The sequence below is a fragment of the Paenibacillus tengchongensis genome, from assembly GCF_008973665.1.
Taxonomy (GTDB): domain Bacteria; phylum Bacillota; class Bacilli; order Paenibacillales; family Paenibacillaceae; genus Paenibacillus_AQ; species Paenibacillus_AQ tengchongensis.
The window spans coordinates 156,793-177,505 of record NZ_WACP01000013.1 but is presented as its reverse complement, the minus strand read 5'-3'; the positions used below and the strand labels follow the sequence as shown (position 1 = coordinate 177,505).

18 protein-coding genes and 1 pseudogene are annotated in these 20,713 nt (G+C 53.1%); 4 read left to right on the top strand and 15 right to left on the bottom strand.

Translation table 11 applies throughout. The annotated features are described in order from the left end of the window. Positions 1-68: 68 nt before the first annotated feature. From F1381_RS28940 to F1381_RS21010, 5 genes and pseudogenes are all read right to left on the bottom strand, one after another. Positions 69-725: pseudogene (locus F1381_RS28940) on the bottom strand (aminoglycoside phosphotransferase family protein); the annotation flags it as partial. Positions 726-777: 52 nt separating this feature from the next. After that, positions 778-1,701, bottom strand: coding sequence for an AraC family transcriptional regulator (locus F1381_RS21025; protein ID WP_151736807.1), 924 nt, complete (start codon positions 1,699-1,701; stop codon positions 778-780). A 234-nt stretch (positions 1,702-1,935) separates the two neighbouring features. Further along, positions 1,936-2,805 (bottom strand): formylglycine-generating enzyme family protein, encoded by an 870-nt coding sequence (locus F1381_RS21020; protein WP_151736806.1) that lies wholly within the window; start codon positions 2,803-2,805, stop codon positions 1,936-1,938. Positions 2,806-2,917: 112 nt separating this feature from the next. Continuing rightward, a complete protein-coding gene (locus F1381_RS21015) occupies positions 2,918-3,550 on the bottom strand; it encodes a glycoside hydrolase family 11 protein (RefSeq protein WP_151736805.1) in 633 nt (210 codons plus the stop codon). A gap of 372 nt (positions 3,551-3,922) precedes the next feature. Continuing rightward, positions 3,923-5,098, bottom strand: a complete 1,176-nt coding sequence (locus F1381_RS21010) for a DUF4317 domain-containing protein (RefSeq protein ID WP_151736804.1) — start codon at positions 5,096-5,098, stop codon at positions 3,923-3,925. A 234-nt stretch (positions 5,099-5,332) separates the two neighbouring features. Here F1381_RS21010 and F1381_RS29185 point away from each other — a divergent pair, with 234 nt between their 5' ends. The 4 genes from F1381_RS29185 to F1381_RS28435 all read left to right on the top strand — a co-directional run bounded on the left by F1381_RS29185 (position 5,333) and on the right by F1381_RS28435 (position 7,091). Then, the gene (locus F1381_RS29185) at positions 5,333-5,422 is read left to right on the top strand and encodes a putative holin-like toxin (RefSeq protein ID WP_338046801.1); all 90 of its coding nucleotides are present in this window, start codon (positions 5,333-5,335) and stop codon (positions 5,420-5,422) included. 207 nt (positions 5,423-5,629) lie between these two features. Continuing rightward, positions 5,630-6,127 carry a DinB family protein gene (locus F1381_RS21005; protein WP_151736803.1) on the top strand — a complete coding sequence of 166 codons (498 nt, stop codon included), beginning with the start codon at positions 5,630-5,632 and terminating at the stop codon, positions 6,125-6,127. 58 nt (positions 6,128-6,185) lie between these two features. After that, positions 6,186-6,908: a class I SAM-dependent methyltransferase gene (locus F1381_RS21000; protein WP_151736802.1), complete on the top strand. Its 723-nt coding sequence runs from the start codon at positions 6,186-6,188 to the stop codon at positions 6,906-6,908. A gap of 6 nt (positions 6,909-6,914) precedes the next feature. Beyond that, positions 6,915-7,091: a hypothetical protein gene (locus F1381_RS28435; RefSeq protein ID WP_187355495.1), complete on the top strand. Its 177-nt coding sequence runs from the start codon at positions 6,915-6,917 to the stop codon at positions 7,089-7,091. A 17-nt stretch (positions 7,092-7,108) separates the two neighbouring features. Here F1381_RS28435 and F1381_RS20995 read toward each other — a convergent pair whose 3' ends face one another. The 10 genes from F1381_RS20995 to F1381_RS20950 all read right to left on the bottom strand — a co-directional run bounded on the left by F1381_RS20995 (position 7,109) and on the right by F1381_RS20950 (position 20,701). Then, the gene (locus F1381_RS20995) at positions 7,109-8,698 is read right to left on the bottom strand and encodes an ROK family protein (RefSeq protein ID WP_246188132.1); all 1,590 of its coding nucleotides are present in this window, start codon (positions 8,696-8,698) and stop codon (positions 7,109-7,111) included. Continuing rightward, positions 8,695-9,810, bottom strand: coding sequence for an S-methyl thiohydantoin desulfurase family protein (locus tag F1381_RS20990; RefSeq protein ID WP_151736801.1), 1,116 nt, complete (start codon positions 9,808-9,810; stop codon positions 8,695-8,697). The genes F1381_RS20995 and F1381_RS20990 overlap by 4 nt, the downstream gene beginning before the upstream one ends. A 4-nt stretch (positions 9,811-9,814) precedes the next feature. Beyond that, entirely contained in the window at positions 9,815-11,104 is a 1,290-nt protein-coding gene (locus F1381_RS20985) for a cytosine permease (RefSeq protein ID WP_151736800.1), read from the bottom strand. A 38-nt stretch (positions 11,105-11,142) separates the two neighbouring features. Beyond that, positions 11,143-11,724, bottom strand: a complete 582-nt coding sequence (locus tag F1381_RS20980) for a TetR/AcrR family transcriptional regulator (RefSeq protein ID WP_151736799.1) — start codon at positions 11,722-11,724, stop codon at positions 11,143-11,145. Between the two features lie 183 nt (positions 11,725-11,907). Then, on the bottom strand, positions 11,908-13,023 hold the full coding sequence (locus F1381_RS20975) for a slipin family protein (RefSeq protein ID WP_151736798.1): 1,116 nt from the start codon (positions 13,021-13,023) through the stop codon (positions 11,908-11,910). Positions 13,024-13,715: 692 nt separating this feature from the next. Beyond that, positions 13,716-14,336, bottom strand: a complete 621-nt coding sequence (locus F1381_RS20970; protein WP_246188131.1) for a hypothetical protein — start codon at positions 14,334-14,336, stop codon at positions 13,716-13,718. Between the two features lie 167 nt (positions 14,337-14,503). Then, the gene (locus F1381_RS20965; protein WP_151736797.1) at positions 14,504-15,766 is read right to left on the bottom strand and encodes a carbohydrate-binding domain-containing protein; all 1,263 of its coding nucleotides are present in this window, start codon (positions 15,764-15,766) and stop codon (positions 14,504-14,506) included. Positions 15,767-15,952: 186 nt separating this feature from the next. Then, positions 15,953-17,677, bottom strand: a complete 1,725-nt coding sequence (locus F1381_RS20960) for an ABC transporter ATP-binding protein (RefSeq protein ID WP_151736796.1) — start codon at positions 17,675-17,677, stop codon at positions 15,953-15,955. Further along, positions 17,674-19,371: an ABC transporter ATP-binding protein gene (locus F1381_RS20955; protein ID WP_281349937.1), complete on the bottom strand. Its 1,698-nt coding sequence runs from the start codon at positions 19,369-19,371 to the stop codon at positions 17,674-17,676. The genes F1381_RS20960 and F1381_RS20955 overlap by 4 nt, the downstream gene beginning before the upstream one ends. 172 nt (positions 19,372-19,543) lie before the next feature. Next, positions 19,544-20,701: a cobalamin-independent methionine synthase II family protein gene (locus F1381_RS20950; protein ID WP_151736794.1), complete on the bottom strand. Its 1,158-nt coding sequence runs from the start codon at positions 20,699-20,701 to the stop codon at positions 19,544-19,546. Between the last annotated feature and the right edge of the window lie 12 nt (positions 20,702-20,713).

Genomic DNA, 20,713 nt, shown 5'->3' with positions numbered 1-20,713 from the left:
CACCGCAGACAGGCGAGCGCTTCGAACGCCTCCAGTTCTTCCTGCAGCAGCTCATTTCCCGCCAGATAGGCGCGAAGGAACTCCTCGGCCAGCCGGTCCGAGAGGTACACCCTAAGCAGCACCACCGACCACGACAGATCATACCTGGGATCGCCTAACTGCCCGTTTGTCCAATCAATGACCGTGTACCGGCCCCGATCCTCCAGCACATTCTCCGGATGAAAATCGCCATGAATCAGACATTCTTGTCTGACGGTAATACTGCTAAGAAGCGGCAGCAGCGCTTGGGTAATGTCCGCATGTTCACCGGCTCCGGGAAAGAAGTAGTCCCTAAAGGTGAACGTCGGGATTTGAATTTCGCCAAGCTCTTCTATGGAGAGGTTATGTATTTCGGATAAAATACCCGCCAGCGCCGTCATAGCCCGCTCATCCGGCCTGCGGAGTGCTCCCCCGTCATAGCCGGTCAGCAGTACCTGCTCCCCTCCGGGATTAAGCCCCCAGCCGAGCGGTCTGGACACGGATATCCCCCGGGCCGACAATGCCTCCAGCAGCCGGTATTGAAACCGGATATCGGGTCTTGCGCTTTGGTTCCATATTTTCAGGACATAGCTCTCCCCGTCTGCCGTGATCTTCATGACTTCAGCTTCAAATCCCTGGTCCAGAGAATGGGTGGTGATCTTCGCTTCCTGCTTTAATAAAGCTTCCAGCTTATCGCTATGCTCCATCCAGGTTACCTCACTTATCGGATTCGCCATTTGCGCACTTCCTTCCACCAAATTACACCCCTCTCCGTTTAACCGGCACGTACAGGTCTACCTTACACTTTCCGTCCGCTTCCTTGGCATGGTCCTGCAGACAGAATTCGAGGCACGGCCGGTCATCAGCCTCATACCCGCTGTCCGGCAGCCACAGGCCGAAGACGGTCTGGTAGGCGAGCACGAATTGCTCCACCTTCCCGTAGTATGGATACACCGCATACAAACCACCGGACAGGGTCTTACATTGGACTGGCCCTGCAGACTCCACTCGACTGGCTCCTCCTGGCGGCAAAGTCACACAGGCATCATACCGGCAGGCGAACTCGTCTGTGACATTCGGGTCATCCAGAGAGATGCCGATAAACATAGCCCCGGGAGGCGTAAGTCCCTGGCTGCCTGCCCAAACTTGCAGCTTATCCCATGCCTGGCCGGTATCCAGGTAACTCCCGACATGTCTTACATACGCCACTTCGTAACCCGGAATTTCCCGGATGGTGATCATTGCGTCCCACGCCCTTTGCCGGAGAGAATTGTTTCGGTTTCTAGTGTAATCCTCCGGGGCGTTCTGCGCGTCTGGCTTATTGCTGAGATATTGCAGATAATTGCTATTTTGTCTTAGTGCGGACCGCACTTCGCTTGGGCTCTGATCATAGTACTTCCTGAACAGCGCATGGAAAGCCGATACCGATTCGAATCCGCATGCGCTGGAGATTTCCAGAATGGTAGATTCACTGTCGGTCAACAAATATACGGCCCTCTGCAGTCGCACCCGGTTTACATAGGCGATTGGAGTCACTCCGGCAACAGCAGTAAATAACCGGATGAAATGATATTTGGAGAAGCCCGCGACCCCCGCCAGCAGATCAAGGCTCAGCTTCCGGTGGCTGTTGTCTTCTATATAGCGGATGACCTTGTCAATTCTACCCTTGTAATTCGTGTGCATTGGCTTAAATCCCCAGTCGGAGTATGCTAATTTACTAAATTATACACCGCTGGCAGTGGGCCCGGATAGGCTTTGCGCCGGGTAACCCCATAAAGAAAGCGCACAGGAGATTCCCGGCGCCGGAGGATGAACGTATACGGTTGTACAGGTGATTCAGGAGGACGCCTGATTCAGGACTGCAGAAAGCCGCCATGGAATCCAGTTAGCTCCCTCTGGCATAACTGAACGACTCCGTTACTTCGTACGGACCACCCGGAATCCCTGATCCGGCCCGTAGCCGCTGGCCTCGAACTTGCCGCGGAAGGCTACCGCGTCATTGCTGACATCGCCGATCCAGCCGCCGCCCTTCACGGTCCGGTACGTCCCGCTGCTGACATCCGGTTCGCTGTACCAGTCCCAGCACCACTCCCGGACATTGCCGGACATATCGTAAAGGCCGAGCTCATTCGGCTTCTTCCCGCCGATGGTATGCGTCTGGTTCTTGTTCTGCTCTATGCGCGGCCAGAGCCAGTCCCCGGCCAAATACTGGTCGCCGGCATTCCGCCAGTACCAGGCCACATCATCTGCGTTATTGCTGCCGCTGTAGGTATAGCTCCCGCTCAACTGACCGCCGCTTGCGGCGTATTCCCACTCCGCCTCCGTCGGCAGCCGGTAACCGTTCGCCCCCTCATTCGGGGTGACCGTCCATTTCAGCGTATCGTTGCCGCTTTGATTAGCCGGGTCCTTCGTCTGCTTGTCTATCCGGTAAAAGGGCTCGAAGCCCTCCTGTATGCTCCGCTTATTGCAGTACTCTACCGCATCATACCAGCTCACCATCTCCACCGGCTGCTGACTGCCTTTGAAGAGCGAGGGATTGCCGCCCATCACTTCCATCCACTCCTGCTGCGAGACCTCATAGCGGCCGATATAGAAATCGGAAATCGGGACCTCTTGTCCATAATCATTGGTTTTCGGGTTTACGAACTTCCCGCCCTCCACGAGTACAAGTGTATCCTGCTTGACGGGCTCACCGGTGGGCTCAAGCGGGGCAGTCTGTTCGCGGGAACAGGCGCCGAGGGTAAGGGCTATGGCTATGATGGTGAAAATTAACGTCACTTTGCTCATGGAACGCACTCCTTTAAGCAGATAAGCGAAGGCTGGGCCTGCGCTCTCCGTAGCCAATGGTAAGGCCACCCGGCTTAGCCGGGCGGCCCATAGCATGATCTCCGCTAACCGCTTACCATACCGTTACATTGGAGCTGCCGCTGCTCTGGTAGCCTTCGGTAGCCAGGACCTGATAGGACCAGCTGCTGCCCAGGTTCATGCCCTTGCTCTTCCAGGCGTTCACATGATTGGCGAACGTAATGGCGACATTGCCGCCGGTCGGCCGCTTCGACTGACGCACGCTCCAGTACTGGGTGAAGGTGGCAGTACCATCGATGGAAGGCGCATTATACCGCATAGTGGTGTAAATATCGTAGGTGCCGCCGTCACTGGTCACGGAGCCTTTGTAGGTTCCGGTTGGACGATAGGTACCCCAGTTGTCCACTACGTAATACTCAATCAGCGAGTTCCGGGTCCAGCCGTAGAGGGTCAGATAGGCATTGCCGGACGGAGCGAACACACCGGCATTGTAGTTGATCGTGCGGGAAGGCGAGCCGACATTCCAGCCTTTGCCGACCACAAAATTACCTGTATTAGACCAATTTACACTGTAATTTCCTCCTGAACCATTAACAGCGTTTACAGTTCCTCCGCCGTCAGTCCAGTTCTGCCAGTAGTCCGTCGCTGCACCTGCCGTTGCGGCAAACATGCTAAATGCCATCGAAGCGGTAAGAAGCGCGGTCAGTACCTTTTTAACTTTGAACATGAATATACCTCCTAGAGTTGGGTTGGATTCTTGCATCTATCCCCTTGAATTCACATCTGCAGAGTCTCCTGGAGTAACATGGCCTAATTCCTGCGGTATTTCTGGCTTCCTTCTCTTCTCCGCTGCCGCCTCCTCTCGTTCATCCTGGGTCTTTCAGCATATTTGCAAATATACGAGATGATTATAAAATGACAGCGCTACCATTACTATCTACCAAATTAAAGGTTTTACCCTGTTTTTTTCATATCTTCAAAAAGATAGATTCGGATTGAGAGATTGAAAGCTACAGTTTCATTGTTTTTCGCTAAAACAAGCAAAAAACAGGCTGTTTCAAGTCCACGACTTGGCAACAGCCCGTTCAAGATGTCCGGTCTACAGCGTCTCCGTACTCAGCGTAAAGCCTTCTACCATAACCTCTTCTTCCACCTCGATCATAAGGTAGCGTCTGCCCTGATGGTTCACCTGCTTCAAATATCTCAGATCCTGCGGGCTGACCGAAATCGTCGCCACCTTCGTCTCGATCTTGATCGATTTCGAGGTGAATTTCGGAATGACGCTGCTTGCCTTCATCTCATAGTTCCGGTCGTCGATGACCGTCTCGAAGGCCCGTTCCACCTTCTCGGCCGTCACATCCTCCAGGCCGCTGGCCATCAGGACGCGCTCCACATCCTTGAAATCCAGCCTTGCCGGCTCTTCCGCATCTGCATTATCCTCAATGACCTGCTGGATATTCTCGTACACATGCGCGATAGTGGACGCATCAAGCTCCTCGCCCGCCACTTCCTTGACGATGTCTTCAAAGTAAGCCCGCTCATCCAGCGCCGTTACCGTCTGTTCGGCATTCAGCACCTGCTCGATGAACTGCGGATTCGGATCATTTACCTTGCCCGCGCAGTACAGGATACGGTTTACATCGGAATAATTGTCCGTCACGCTCGGGTAGAAGAACCCCTGCTCCGGCGTACTGAGCTTGATCACCGGATCGACAATTACGTTATACTTGAACTCCCGCTCTACATAATCGAAGATCAGCGTCTTCTTCTGCACTTCCGTGGAATTTAAGCTGCACAAAATGAACGGATGGGCGAACATTTCGTCCTTCTCGCTCTCCTCCGCCTCATCGTTACGGGATTTGGTCGGGCGGTAGTATTGTCCGCGGACGAAGGTGACCACCTTATCCCGGTCGAATCTGGCATCCACCAGCATTTTCTCCACCAGCAGCAGCATCAGATCCTGCCACTCCTCCGGATCGCCGGTGACCAGCGCCTGCTGGAGCAGCACGCGCGAAGGGTCCTGCACCTCGGCGGAGTCATCCAGGAACTTCAGCTCGAACAGCTTCTGGTCGAGCTCGCCGCTGAGCAATTTTTTGAAATTGCCCATATGCAGCTCCTGCTTCTCCCGCTCCACAAGGCCGAACGGCTCCCGCTCCCAGTGATAAATCTCGTTGTTCTCTTTCATAATATACACATTAAGAATGTCGTAGATGCTCAGCAGATCATGATCCAGCTTGAACTGCTTGCGGATGTGCGCGAGTTCTTTCTTCTTCATGGCTTGTCAGACACTCCCAGCTAGTAAAATTGGCTTTACCAGTATAAACGATATGGGAAGGGGTTCGCTAGAAGGGGATTTTGGGAAGGTTCTTATTCACTGCAAAAGATTGTAAGAACTTTTTGAAGAATATGGTATAATCACAGGGCAGTAGAAAGGCTTATATGGGCGGTCGGCTAATCTCCCAGAAAAGCTTATGCTTCCGAAGTGGCTTTCTACGAAAGCCTTCAGGTGATGCCTGTGGAGGTTTACCAAGCGTTGTCATTAATGTTCATGTTCGGCATGTTCATTATTGCCCTGCTAACTTACCTCAAAAAGAAATAGACCGCCCTAGCCAAAGGACGCGGTCTATTCTCTGATTGCCTACCTTATTACTAGCCTCCGCCCTTAAAAGCGGCTACTGCGCGGAGAGTCGCGTTAGCAGCACGGCTCTCTTTTGCCATTGTACGCTGTTTCTGAGTCCATTATACCACGATGACAAAGTTTTACAACGCACACCCTGTCATTCTGGAAATTAAAGGAGGCTGCTGTATGCTGAAGCTGTTCGAGTATAACTGGCAAGTCCGCAAGGAGTGGTTAGACTGGTGCGAGACGGTAAGCCGTGAGGAGCTGCTGAAGAGACGTACCGGCGGTATCGGGTACCTTCTTCCTACGCTCTATCACATTGTGGCTGTGGAGTACGGCTGGATCTGCGGAGGCATTCAAGAGCACGCAATCGACATTCCCGAATTCGGGGATGTGGCCAGCGTGCAGCAGATCAGGGACTTGTCTGAGCGCTGCCATGCAGAACTGGCCCCTTTCCTCTATAACTGGAACGACAGCCTGGAAGAGCGGATTATGATCGACATCACGGATGAAGGCGAAGAGGAGCCCCATACCTACGGTGAGGTTCTGCGCCACCTGATCGCCCACGAGATCCACCACATCGGCCAGCTATCTGTGTGGGCCCGGGAGATCGGCAAGGAGCCGGTCAGTGCGAATCTGGTGGGGAGGGTGTTCAGCAGCCATCCGGATTCCCGCCCATCTTAATTCTATTGTTGATTCGGCACAGGGTGGTACAATCAGGAAAATGCTTCAGGAGGGAAACATGGATTATACCGGTTCCGAATTCTACGATAATGATGCCAACTTCGCTAAATATATGGAGCGGCGGCAATGGCAGGAGAATGCAAACGATACGCTGGAGAAGCCCGTCATCCTTGAACTGATTGGAGCCGTGCAGGGTAAGAGAATTCTGGACCTGGGCTGCGGGGATGCCAAATTCGCCAAGGATCTATTCGATTTGGGCTGTGAGGAATATTGCGGCATTGAAGGCTCCGCTAATATGGTTCAGGCTGCAGCCGCAGCAGTAAAAGGTTATAACGCCAGCGTGATTCACACCACCATGGAATCCTGGCAACCCCTCCACAATACCTTTGACCTCGTTATATCCCGGCTGGCCATCCATTATATCGAGGATTTAGACAGCCTGCTGCTGAAAATCCGCCAAGCCTTAAAGCCGGGCGGCAGCTTCATCTTTTCTGTAGAGCATCCTGTGATTACCTCGACACTCCAAACCTCGGGGACCCGCACCAACTGGATTGTTGATAATTATTTTATCGAGGGCTACCGCGAGCAGCAATGGCTGGGAGGGACAGTGCAGAAATATCACCGTTCCATTGAACAGTATTATATAGCCTTACAGCAGGCTGGATTCAGGATCGATTATCTAAGAGAATCTAATCCTCAGCGAAAAAACTTCAGCACCGATGAAACCTACGAACGCCGCTTGAGAATTCCATTGTTCCTGTTTCTATCAGCTAGTAAATAATTGCGTATGGCCGAATATGGGAGAAGCAGAGCCATTACATTGCAAAAAGAGGCGGTACAGAATGATCTCTGTACCGCCTTCTTTATGCTCTCTTCCCGCTTCGCTTACAGCCGCGTTACCGCGCGCCGCGGCGAACATGCCCACTTTGCGCTCTCGCCACAGCGGGTCAACTGCCCGGCTTGACTCTCTTGCCTCCAGCCTTACAGCCTCCCCGCCGCCTTCACCTTCACCAGCAGCGCATTGCCCGGCAGGTATGCAAGCGGAATGTCCTCGACGGATACAATCTGCACCGTCTCCGGGTCCGCCCCGGCGGCAGCCGCCTCGTTCATGGCATTCTGCTTCGCATCGTGGATGACATCGTCGTACTTCCAGTCGTCCAGCGAATAGATGCGCTCCGACTCGCCGCTGACCTCACCCAGCGCCGCGCCGATGGCGTTCGCCGCATCATAATGGTCCGGCTTGATAATCCGGGCCGCACCGGCCAGCTTCTCCGGCACCAGGATGCTGCCGCCGCCGACCAGAATGACATCCACGTCGCCTGCGCTGGTCTTCATCCGGTCGATGGCTTCCTCCAGCAGCTGCTGCATCACCGCATCCGCCTCGCGGCAGGCGGACTCGTCCAGCGCAGCGCTGTCTGTGCCCGGCCACACGGCGCGGCCCAGCTTGACGGCTACGTCGGTCGCCGTCAGCGTATCGCCGCCGAAGATGCGGCCCCGCTTCGTCAGCTCGTAGCCGACGCTGTCCGGGCCGACCGTCACGCCGCCCGGGCCGTCAGGCCGCACAATCGTGCCGCCGCCGAGGCCGATGGACAGAATATCCGGCATCCGGAAGTTCGTGCGGATACCGCCCAGCTCCACCGCTGCCGAAGACTGGCGCGGGAAGCCTTGCACGAGCACGCCGATATCCGTCGTCGTGCCGCCGATATCGACGACCAGCGCGTCGCTCAGCCCCGACAGATGCGCCGCACCGCGGATCGAGTTCGTCGGGCCGCAGGCAATGGTCAGGATCGGATAGCGGAGCGCATATTCGCTCTTCATCAGCGTGCCGTCGTTCTGGCAGATGTACAGCTGCGCATCAATGCCGAAGCCGTTCAGCGCCGCCTCGAAGCCGCGCACTACGCCGGCAATGACCTGCAGCAGCGCCGCGTTCAGCACGGAGGCGTTCTCCCGCTCCAGCAGCCCGATGCTGCCGATCTCGCTGGAGAACGTGACCGGCATGTCCGGTCCCAGCACCTCGCGGACGATGTCTCCGGCCAGCTTCTCCTGCTCGCGGTTCACGGGGGCGAACACGCCGCACAGGGCCACCGCGTCGACTTCACCGGCCATCCGCCGGCACAGCCCGGCAATCTCCGCCGCATCCAGCTCGGCAATCTTCCGGCCGTCATATTCATAGCCGCCGGAGGCCATATAGCTGTGCGGCCCAATGGCCGTACGCAGCGTGGCGTCCCAGCCGGCAAGCGGCGGAACCGCCGTCGTCGCCGGAGCGCCGATGCGGATCAGGCCGACCCGGCCCAGATGCTTGCGCTCGACGATGGCATTCGTGCAATGCGTCGTGCCCAGCATCGCATAGCGGATATCGGCGGCGTCCACGCCGCTCTCCTGCAGCAGCCGGCGGACCGCCTCCACGATGCCTTCGTTGACGTCGGCGGTCGTGTGCACCTTCACCTTGTGGACACAGCGCAGGCTGGAATCCAGCAGCGCAGCGTCCGTATTCGTGCCTCCCACATCGATGCCGATGCGGTAAGCCTTCTCCAGTCCGGCAGAAGCTCCATTATTCATCGTACCGTTCATTCCGCTCCACCTCCCTTCGCAGCCAGCGTCTCAATCGGCACATAGTCGAGATCGTAGCCGAAATAGCGCGGCCCGGCCGTCTCAATCCCTTTGGCCGTACGCCATTTGGCATCGCACCGCAAGCCCGCGACCGTTACCCGGGCGCCGTACTTCAGGTTCTCCGTCGTCACCGGCATGCCTGTATCCTGATCAAGGAGCGTTATCAGGTCCGGTGTAATTGCGATTGCCTCGTCCTCTACGGTGGCGAGCAGGAACTCGTTCTGGAAGAACAGCCGCAGCGACCGTCCCTTATCCGCACCGGTGCCTTCGAACACCGCTTCGCCGCGCGTGAACCCGCCGTCCATCCGGCGGCGGATGTCCACGGCCTTGCCGTGGAACAGCGCATAGCCGTCCAGCTGCGCCAGCAGCTCCTGCACGGGATTCAGCTTCTGCTGCTTCGCTTCGAACAGCGTCCGGCCAATGTCATAGGCCAGCGACAGCGTACCGCCAATCGCGCTCCGCTTCGCCTGCGCTCCGGTCAGCGGGTAATCGCAAATGGAGGCAGAGCCGCCCATCTCCACCGTCAGGGCGCGGGCCAGCCGCTCCTCCCATACGCCGTCAATCGTATGCAGCAGTGCGGTGTTGCCCCGCTCGTCCGCCATCGTCACCGGGCTGCAGGGAATGCCCTCCAGATGGAAGGTTACCATCTGCGACTCGGGAAAAGCCCGCCCCATCGCATCGGCATCGACCAGCGGAATCCCCCGCTGCGCCGCCGCAAGCACCGGGACCAGCGAATTGCCGCCGCCGACCTCAATCGGCATGACGGCCGTTACGGGTCGGCCGAGCTCTTTTTCAAGCAGATCCAGTGGTTTCGTCAGCTGCTGAGCCGAAGGAATCTTCTCCAGCATCACCGTTGGCGCTCCAATCATCGAGACCGGTACAATCAGCCCATCGTCGTCCATATCCTCAAGCTGCACGATCGCTACCGGACCATACTTACGGATCGCTTCCAGCGCCATCAGCTTGCCGACATGGGGATCGCCCCCGCCGCCTGTGCCCAGCACAGCCGCTCCTACCGCAATATATTCCACCGCTTGTTCGTCCAAGCTTGTTAATCTGGTTGTGTTATTCATGCTGTCATCCTTTCTTTACGGCCCACTTACCAATCAATGCCTGCAAAATAAAAGCAATCAGGAAGCTGTCGAGCGCCGGAACCTGCGTCACCTGGAACCAGCCCAGCCCGTCCGGACTTGCCGTTGTCATAAATCCGAAGAAGGTGGCTACGATCCAGACCGCAATAGAGCGGCTAATCCAGTTTCTGTTGCTGTCCAGCCCCTCGAACGAGAAGCGCTCCTTATTCACGAGCAGGTATTCGGCTGTATAAATGCCGCCCAGCGGAGCGACCAGCATCGTAATATAAGTGAGGAACGTAAGAAACCGGTCATAAATGCCAAAGTATGCTAGCAGCGTCGCTAGCAGGCCGGCAATAACTGTAATCACAGATTTCGGCACCCGCTTGAATACGACGGAGAAGCCCAGCCCTGCAGAATACAGATTGTTCGTGTTGGTCGTCCATTGCGCCAGCGTCAGCACGATGATGGCCGGAATGCCCAGCCCCAGCGCCAGGAAGATGCCCGTCAGATCGTCGGAATCCATCGCGCGGGACAGGAAGAGGGCAATGACCGTCATAAAGCTGTTGCCGACAAAAAAGCCGATAAACGCCGCCGAGATCGCATGCTTCGGCGTCTTCGCCCAGCGCGCAATGTCGGGAGACAGCGCCGTTCCGAGTACAAAGATGCCGATAACCAGCGAAATAGCCGTTCCCATCGGCAGCGCCTCACCCTCAAAGGGCAGCCAGACCTTACTGCCGCCGTCACCGTTCAGCGCCATAACGAGCGCAACGATGATAAACACCACGAGCAGCGGCACCGACCAGACGCTTAACCGCTCAATCGCCCGGTAGCCCCAGATGGCCGTAGACATCATCAGTAGCCCGCCGATGACGGATAATACCCCAAGAGACCAGTGCCAGCCGAGCAGCTCGCTTAGCGCAGTCTGGAAGTTGGAAGCGAAGAAGCCCACCTGTACCCCGAACCAGCCCAGCGAGGAAATGCCCAGAATGACGGAGACGATCAGCGCCCCTTGATTGCCGAACAGAAACCGGCTCAGCATGGCCGTCGACAGGCCGGTTTTGGCCCCGACATAGGCACAGACGGCCCCGATCATTCCCAAGATAATGGACCCGACAATCACCGCGGTAAGCGAATCGCCGATGCTCATTCCTGCACCGAGCTGCGCTCCCAGAAACATCGCCGACAGATCAATGCCAATCGCGATCCAGACAAGTGCCATGGACAGCCATGATTTCCGCAGGTGATGCGGGACGGGTTCTCTTTCGTAATCCTGTATTTTTGTCTCGTTGCTCATCCTCTGACCCCTGCCTTCTGTCTATTCTAGTTGATTGCCTAAGCCTTGACCGCTCTCCAGAACAGTTCGAACCCGTGCTCCAGCTTCCGCTCGAACAGCTCCGGCGTCTTATAGTAGTTATACTGCACACCCAGCCCGTCCATCAGCGTGAGGAACGCATCCGTCAGCGTCTCCAGCGGAAGGTCGGCCAGCTCGCCGCGGTCCAGTCCTTCCTGCATCATGCCGTTAATAATCCCGCTCAGCAGCATGTCGGAGCGTTCGAACGACTCCTGCAGCCGCTCTTCCAAGAAGCTCGGCGGGAACACCAGATACCGGAACGTAAATACGGCCAGCTCACGCCGGTTCCGCTGAAAATCATAATGGCGGATCAGCAGCTCATGCAGCTTCTTCTCCGTATCCATCCCTTCGCCGCTGTCCGTGAGAGCTTGAATAAACTCGGTATAGGAGCTCATCGATTCCTCAAACACCGTCATGAACAAATCTTCCTTGCCCTCAAAAAATGCATAGATCGCTGGCGTCTTCACCCCGACCTCCTTGGCTATCTCCGATAATGCCGTCCCGTCGTAGCCCTTCTGCCCGAACAGCCTCAGCGCGGCTTCCTTCAGCTTATTCCTGGTCATGGCCATCCCCTTTTTCAACTTTTAATTAACGTTAATTAAGTAGATTATACAACTTTCTGCATAAAAATCAATTAATTTATCTCCCCGCCATTGTCGTCAGTAAGGCCGCTCTATAAACAAAAAAGCTTCAAACCAGACGCAGCTTGCTGCGCATCTGGCTTGAAGCCCTTAAGTAGAGTTTATTTATTTCCCCATCGCCTTCCCCTCGCCGATTAGCGAGCTTAACCGCTCCAGCAGATCGCCGCCGCCCGTTACAGAGATGGACCCGATTTTGTCGCAGATCTTCTCCAGAAATTCCAGCTCCTTCAGCCGGAACAGCGTCTGATTCTCGTCCATCAGCTTGGCCGTATTGAGCAGGCTTCGCGTCGAGGCCGTCTCTTCCCGGCGGGTGATCAGGTTCGCCTGGGCCTTCTTCTCGGCAAGCAGGACGGTGTTAAGGATATCCTTCATCTCCCCCGGCAAAATCACGTCCTTCACCCCCGCACCGAGGAAGCGTACCCCGAACTCCTCCCCCTTCTCCTGGATATGGGACAGGATGAAGGATGCCACTTCCTCTTTGCGTTTCAGAAGATCGTCTAATTTCTGCATCCCGACATATTCCCGCAGCAGGAGCTGGAGCTGGATGTGAATCTGCTCGTCAAAGGCCTTCATCTCCAGCACACGCTGCGGATTCACAATCTTGTACTGGCAGACGAAGTTCAGGCGCAACGTGACCTTATCCTCGGTCATCATTTCCTGGCCGATAAGATCCATTTGCTGCTGCCGCAGATCTACCGTTCTCACCATCACCGAGACAGGTCCTTTCCAGAAGTAATATTTGCCGGGCGCAAGCTCCCGCTGGAGGGCATGATCATAGAACAGAAAGCCGGACTCATGGCTCGCGATTTCGCAGCACTGTACATACGGAGTAAGCTTCATGACCACCGAACGGTCAATCCCGGCGGGAATTTCCGGCTGCCGGATATCTGTATGTACGAAGGTATGCTTTCTCAGGAGATTCCAATAAGCATAGACCCCCGGCTTCAGCAGCTGTATGAACTGCCCGTCTTCATAGTGCAAGACAACCTCATAATCCGGTACGCGCACGACATCGAGCTCCCGCAGGAGGTCCTCGTCCTGCAAGAACAGCTGCAGGTCTTTGCCCTCGACGGCGAACGGCTTGGCGATATTTAGCACCACTACCGTATGCTGCGTCCACGATAAGTAGCGGTAGGTGCCGGGAAGCAGCCGTTTCACATAACTTCCCTTATGAAAGAGCAGACCGCGCTGGTCCGCTTGAATCGTGATTGGCTTAAACATAATACTACCCCCTTCATGATTGACCAATGGTTGGCAGAATCCCGCTGCGGTTCAGGCGGAATCACGTTTGAGACAGGCGGTCTGCCTGTGGTCTTGAGAGAACGGATGAAGCCGATGATTAGCTCAAACTTCAGCCACCTTCTTACTATTCCGTCCTTGCTCAACCCGCCGGGGTTTCCGCCATACCGGTATCCACGGATTGCAAAGCCTTCCCGCAGTGCGCTAGACCAGCCGCAGGGATTCTGTCCATTGGTTTCCTTTGCTTAAATACGCTCCAATTCTCGATGGAAATCGAGTGCTCTGCCAGAATCGCTCCCAAGGCGACTGGGGAATCGAACCCCACTAGGTGACTCTTACCGGAACGGGCCGTACAGGATACCGTAACATACATGCCGGCACTGCGGGATCTTCCTGAGATCTCCGCCTCGTTACGACCGCCCGGATAAGAACCGGTGTATGATGAACGCCGCTTGGCATTATCATCTTGCTCATCCTTACGGATGTGACTTACAGGTTCTATCATCGCTGAATTTACCCGGAACGAACATGGCGAAAGTATTACGACAGAAGCATAAATTTTCAGAGGGAGGGGGTGTATCAACGACTGGGAAAAGCTCTATAGAAGAAAATAAGCTCAAGGCCGGCATGGGAAGCCCGGCTTGAGCTTTTTTTAAGTGAAGATGGGGTTGGCCTTACGGAAACCGTTCCTTATACTCCGCTTCAATAGCCTTCAAAGCCTTCCTCGAGACAGGCTGGTAGGTCCCGCCCTGCCGGGGAAAAGCCAAGCTTGCAATAATCTCTGCCGTGAAAATAGGCCCCTTGTCTTTGTTCTCCGGCGTGTCCGGCGGGGGCGAGATGCGGACCAGAACCAAGCCGGTGGCTGCCCCTTCCTCCTTCCTGACGATGCTGATCCATGAGGTCCCCACTTCATTGAGCTGCTTCACCGAATTGCCGCAGATGAAGCTCCAGTAGAACCGCTCACCCGCTTGCCGGACATTGTCCGCTTTGCTTAAGCTGCCGAACCGTTCTCCTTCCTCCACGCATAAGTAGCGGGAATCTCCCGCTACTTCATACAGCGTTTCATCATGGCCCTGCAGCTCAAACGGGATGCCTGGAGTGACGCTGATGGCCGGTGTCCATCCGAAGTTCCAGGGGATCGTCACCATCTCATCCGCAGGTACGCTAACATACTCCGGCTCCCTATCCTCCTCCTGAGAAAACAATATCCATCCGGCGCCAAACAGCAAAATGCCAAGTCCGGCATAGAGAAGCCGCCTCATCCATCTGCCCGGTTTGATTTTGTTCAGAATCACCCTTGCACCCCCTGCTTCACTCAGCTTGCAGCTTCAGCCTTCGCATGGAAGTTCATGTTTGGCATGTTCATTCTGAACCTGCTAACTTACCTCAACAAGAAATAGACCGCCCTTCTCACGGGAAGCGGTCTATTCTTTGACTGCCTTACCTATTTCAAGCCCCGCCCCTAAAAGCGCCGACCGCCACCGCCACCCCCGCCTCCGCGGGATTGCGTAATTTCAGTGATTGGTTCGCCATTCACTGTGACCGTGCCGCCGTTCAACTGAGCTGTACCATCCGCGTCAAAGGCAGACGTGGCTTCTACATTAATGGTTCCTCCGTTAATATAAAGATCGCCGTTTGAATCAAAGGCATCCGTATCCCCGCTGCCCATGCTTACATGAATCGTACCGCCGTTAACCTCAATCGCGGCATTTGTATTGACTTTTGGTGTGGCATTAAGGCCGTCATCACTTGCGTACAGTGTAATCTGACCATCGTTCACTACGATATTGTTGGCCTCGATACCTTCTACAGAGGTCTTAATGTCGATAGTACCGCCATCGATCTGCACAAGGTTGTTAGCGGTGATGGCATCATCAGCAGCGTTGATATTTAACGTGCCGCCTGCAATATAGATATTCCCAAGGGAGGTATCCTCTTCATTTTCGCTATGCAGGCCATCTTTACCCGTATCCATGGTAATCGTTCCAGCGTTGATCATAATGGCATCGTTGGCCTCCAGCGCATCCGCAGCGGATTGGATGGTGTACACGCCGCCGGTGATTTTGAGATCATCCTTGGAGGAGATCCCATTCCCCTGACCCGATACAATTCCCAAGGCTCCGGTTCCATTTAGGGTCAAATCTGCCCTGGAGAAAATAACTGCATCCAAATTGGTCTCCCCATCCGCCACATAGCTTCCGGATACCTCCATATAGTTCTCACTATCAGTGGAGGTAACGAACACTTTATCCGCTGCTTTCACATAAATGGCAGGCGAATCTTCATTCGTTATTTTAACCCCGTCAAGAACGATTTGTACTTTGGCCTCCTCGGCAGCCTCAACCGTTACCGTTACATTCTGTGCATCCCCACTCAAGACATAAACGCCTTCCTCACTTATGGTCACATCCTGATTGCTTACCAGCTTCATCTGTGTTGCTGCTGCAAGATCCGCCGACTGCTCTAAATCCCGGTCACTGAATAATTCTGATGTGGCTGCAGCAGAAGTTTCTGATGTAGTAGCTGCACCGGAAGCTTCCGCAACTGATGTTGCACTCGGCGACTCGGTCGTAGTAGCTGTCTGGGTTTCGGCCTTAGCAGCTGTTTGAGTGGCTACAGCAGCCTCTCCACTGCCAGCTTCAGTATTCGAGCATCCCGCGGCGGATACGGCAAGTAATGCAGCCAAAGCAACGGCGCTTAGGCTTTTCAGTTTGTTGGTTTTCATAAAATAACACTCCTCTATATTCAGCAGAAATCCTCTGTTTAGTATTCAAGAAGCGTGACCGCTTCATGACTTGTTCCAATCATAATACAGAGAACTTAAGTGAAACTTAAACAGAGAATACAATGAAGAGGTATAGAAGAGATTGATATATTTACGCTGGAACGGAAGCTCCTTCTACAGATAAACTCAGCCCGCCATATACTGGCTCCGGAACAGCAAATCATAGGCTTCGTTTCGGTTATGCAGGCTTGTATGTGTACCGAAGGCCACCACCCTGCCAGCTTTTAGAACCATTACCTGATCGCAGTCCAGAATAGTAGATAAACGGTGCGCAATGGATATCATGGTTTTCCCCGAGGACAGGCTCTTGAGCTCTGTAATGATGTCACTCTCATTTTCGTTGTCCAGCGCGCTTGTGCTTTCATCAAAAATAATGATGTCCCTATCCTGTAAAAAGGCCCGCGCAATCGATAAGCGCTGCCTCTGGCCTCCTGAGAGCTTGACACCCTTCTCACCAATGACCGTATCCAGTTTATCCTGTAAGGTATCAATGTAATCATATATGCGCGCCCTGCGGCAGCAGCCGATCAATTCCGCCTCCGTTGCATCGGGTTTGGCCAGCAATAAGTTATCTCTGATGGTCATATTGAAAAGAACGGGTTCCTGCGTAACGATACTCACTTTGTCCGATACACTCTCGCTGCTCACGGAGTAGATATCAATGCCGCCAACGCTCACAGTCCCCCCTTGCGGTTTAAGCTGCCCGGTCAGCAATTTAGCGAGGGTAGACTTGCCGCTGCCGCTCTCTCCCACGATGGCCAGATGTTCCCCCTTACTCACAGAGAACGAAATACCGTCAAGCGTAAATGAATCGTTCCCCTCATAGGTGAATGTCAGATGTTCAACGTTCAGGTCTGTTCCGTCTATTTTTTTATAGGGTCTCTTACCGGATTCTAAATTTAATATCCCGATTACTTTTTCGATATTCACGGAATCACTCTTATAATTCATCATGGAATTGCTAATGCTCTCTATGAACCCAAAGAATTGCCCGTAAAAGCTGATAAAAACGAGCAGCACCCCAACTTCCGAATAGCCCTTAATGACAAATAATCCGCCAATAAAATAGATAAACAGCTGGGTAATAAAATTCTTCGTGAAGAACGAATACGTAATCCCAAAATGTAAGTACAGCTGATTGAGGAACCAAAGCGGCCTTATCTTCTTATAATGTCCGTTTAATTCAGCGAGCTGCGCTTCTTCAAGGTTATTGGTCTTAACATCCTTCCAGTTCTGAAAATTTGCATGCAAGAAGCTTTCATATTTGATCTGCAGCTTCCACAGCTCCTCGCCGGCTTTCTTCGCTTTAACGCCCAGGAAATTAACCGTAACCAAAGAGACCGGAACAAAAATAAAACTGAGCAGCGCAATTCGCCAGTCGTAGCACAGCAATATCACTGCCAAAGCAACAGCATAAACGACGGCGTAGGCAAAATCCAATAGATGAGTCGTGAAGAATCTCCCGGCAACAGCAGCATCGTTCTCAATCCGGCTCTTAACATCGCCAATGCTATAGGTGCCATATACATCACGATCAAGGCTAATATACTTTTTGAGCAATCTGTTCTTCATTCTCACATCATATTTCAGGATTAACTGGTTGGAAAATCTCTTACTGACTGCAATTCCGATGGTGGTAAGCAGGAACACTGCCAGATAACCGGCGATGACAGGCCAAAGCTCATTCAAGTTCTTATCAACCAGAACGCGGTTAACCAGAAACGAGTACAGGAACAACGGGATCAGCCCGAATACCAGATTCCACAGCTTGAACAAACCGAGCGCAATAAGCGGCCTATGGATACCGTCTATATCCCGGGTTAATGCCTTAAAGGTGTCCCATCGTTTCATACCGCTTCACCTCCTGCATACTGTTCACTGAATAAGTCCATATAAACCTGATTGCTTGTAATCAGTACATCGTGAGTATCATAGCCTTGGACGACGCCATCCGCCAGAACCGCGATTTTATCACAGCTTGCAATGGTGGAATAACGGTGGGCGATGATAATCAGCGTCCGGTCTTGCGAAAGCTCACTCATCATCTGCCGGATCAGTGCTTCGTTCTTGCTGTCGAGGGAGGATGTAGCCTCATCAAAGATTAGAATCTTAGGATTCTTGACCAATATCCTCGCGATAGCCAGACGCTGCTTCTGCCCGCCGGATAATTCCTGCCCGTCTGTCCCAAGCAGCGTATCCAGCCCGTCAGGGAATGTCAGGACAACATCATACAGGGCGGCTTTCTTAAGCGCTTCCATCAATACGTCATCATGATCCTTGTTATTCGAAAAGGAAAGGTTGTAACGCAGTGTGTTATCGTACAGGATATTCTCCTGATGGACAATCCCCACCTGGCTCCGCAAGCTATGCAGGTTATACTCATTAACATTCACTCCGTCGATCAGAAGCTCACCGCCGTCAACGTTATATAGATTGTAGAGCAGGTTTCCCATCGTTGTTTTACCTGCACCGCTCCTTCCGACAAGGCCAATCGTGCTTCCTGCATCTATGCAGAGATTGAATCCGTTCAATATAGGTCTATCTTGGGTGTATCCAAAGGTGACATTGTTAAATTCAATCCTGCCTTCCTTAATTTGCGTATGAGGCTGGTTGTCCTTGTAATCTTCTTCCTCTTCATTCAGAATATCTACGACGCGTTGTAAAGAGACGGTCTGCCCCCAGACATCGACAATTTTGCTGTTAATAGAGCTGAAGTAGGTCACAGCCATACTGAAATAGCTTACGGCCGCTACGAAAACTCCGAGCTGCATGTCGCCTTTAACAATGAAATAAGCGCAGACCGTAAAAATCAACAGCTGGGCGAGCAGCGTAATGAACGCATTCACCCGCTCAGTCGTCACTTCGATTTTTCCGTTCTCGACGTTCAGTTTATTGATCGATGTCGTTTTTCTTAAATAGACGCTTGTTACCTTTTTACCTGCGTTAAGGATCTTGATCTCCTGCAGATTCTTCACAATTTCAAATAGGTAAGAGGATAGCTTGCCCTGTTCCGTTGCAATATCTTGGTTGACCTTTTGCGCTCTGGCCTTGAAATATTTCGAGGCAAAGAACACGGCAGGAACCAGAACGACCGTAAAAGCCCCCAAAAAGACGTTGTAGTAAAACATGAAGCCTACAGCGAATACGATATGTAGAAAGTTGGAATATCCCCAAAGTCCGCTCCAGAAGACAAGGTTCATAATATCCGCGGCATCGTGATTCATCCGGCTGATCATATCACCGCTGTACATTCCTGAGAGGTCTTTCCCTTTCTTATGTAATATCTTGTTGAATAGCGCCCGCCGTATATCGAAGACGAACCCCGTCATCAGCTGTGACGATATGAGATTGTTTAAGGTCGCAACGACAAACTGATTGAATACGAGTATCCCCGCATAGATTAAGCACAGATTCAGAAATGCACTCATGTCTTGATCATAGAAAGCAACATTGATAATTCTCCCGTTCAGGAACGGATACATCAGATTAATCATCGTCATTAATGTAGTGATAAGGAACCCGCATGCAAATACCCATTTGTGCATTAACATAAACTTAGTGACCCATTGCCTTTTCGTCATAGACCCACCGCTTTCCATTTATTCACAAAGCCCATTGTAGCACAAACGTTCTTATGCACGAGTGAAAATTCTATGACTGCTGATTGTTAAAAATAAAAAAGAAGGGGCACGGCCCCCTCTTTAACCAAGTTCAATATTATCCCCAGTACTGCCGGGCAATCTCCTGCCCCTGCTTAATCTTCGCCCACTGCTCCTCTTCCGTTAACTCGTTGCCTCCGTCACAGGACGCAAAGCCGCATTGATGTGACAGCAATAACCGGTCCTTATCAATAATCTTCGAGGCTTCATCCAGCATCCGGACGACACGGGCTTCATCGTCAAGCGTATTGGTTTTGGAAGACAGCAAGCCAAGGACAATCTCCGTTTCCGGCCGGTCTTTGAATACCGCCAGCGCCTCAAGCGAGCCCGCACGCTCATCATCCCATTCCAGGAAGAAGCGGTCATATTTAAGCTGCTTCAAGAACAGATTGGCGATTTTGGCATAGGAGCCGCCGCCCATATTGCGGGAATCATAATTGCCGCGGCAGTTATGCGTCCACATTTTGAGGCCCAAGCTGTGACCGTAATCAATGATGGTATTGTTAATATCGATAAATTCTGCCGCCAGCGCCTGGACTTCCTCTTGGTTAATATGCTCGCCGGTATAGGGAGAGTTCGGGTTATCATCGGCGAACAGCTCCCATAAGCAATCGTCGAATTGCAGAATTTGTCCGCCGGCAGCGGCAAAATCCGTTACAAACTCCTGATAAGCCTTAACCAAACCCGCTTTAAGCTCATGTCTGTCCTTATAGACAGCTTCTGTGCCGCCAATGTTATCCGACCAGGACAGCTCGCCAAAGATATGGGACGGAGAAGGCACGCACAGCTTGGTTTCACGGTCGCCGGCCGAAGCTTGAAGCTTCTTATATACGTCAATAAAATGATGGTTCTTCCCGCTCAATTCACCTGTAATGCGCAGTCCGATATCTTTTCGGGTCTCGTATTTGGAGGCTCCGTCGGTATCTCTGAAGAAATACCCATGATCCGCGATATACCGCTCGATCCCCTGGAAGCCCCAGACAAAGTCCAGATGCCACATCGATTTTGAATACTCCCCATCCGTAAGAACAGACAACCCATTGTTAATTTCTTTATCGACTACGGACTGGATGGCCTCAGCTTCACACTGCTCATACCCCTGAAATTCCTGGTAAAAAGGATAACGGATATCATCGCGGTGCTCAATCTGATGTTTATACTCTAATAAATTGGACGGACGCAGCAGGCTGCCTACGATTTGAAATCTGTTGCACATATGTAATCCTCC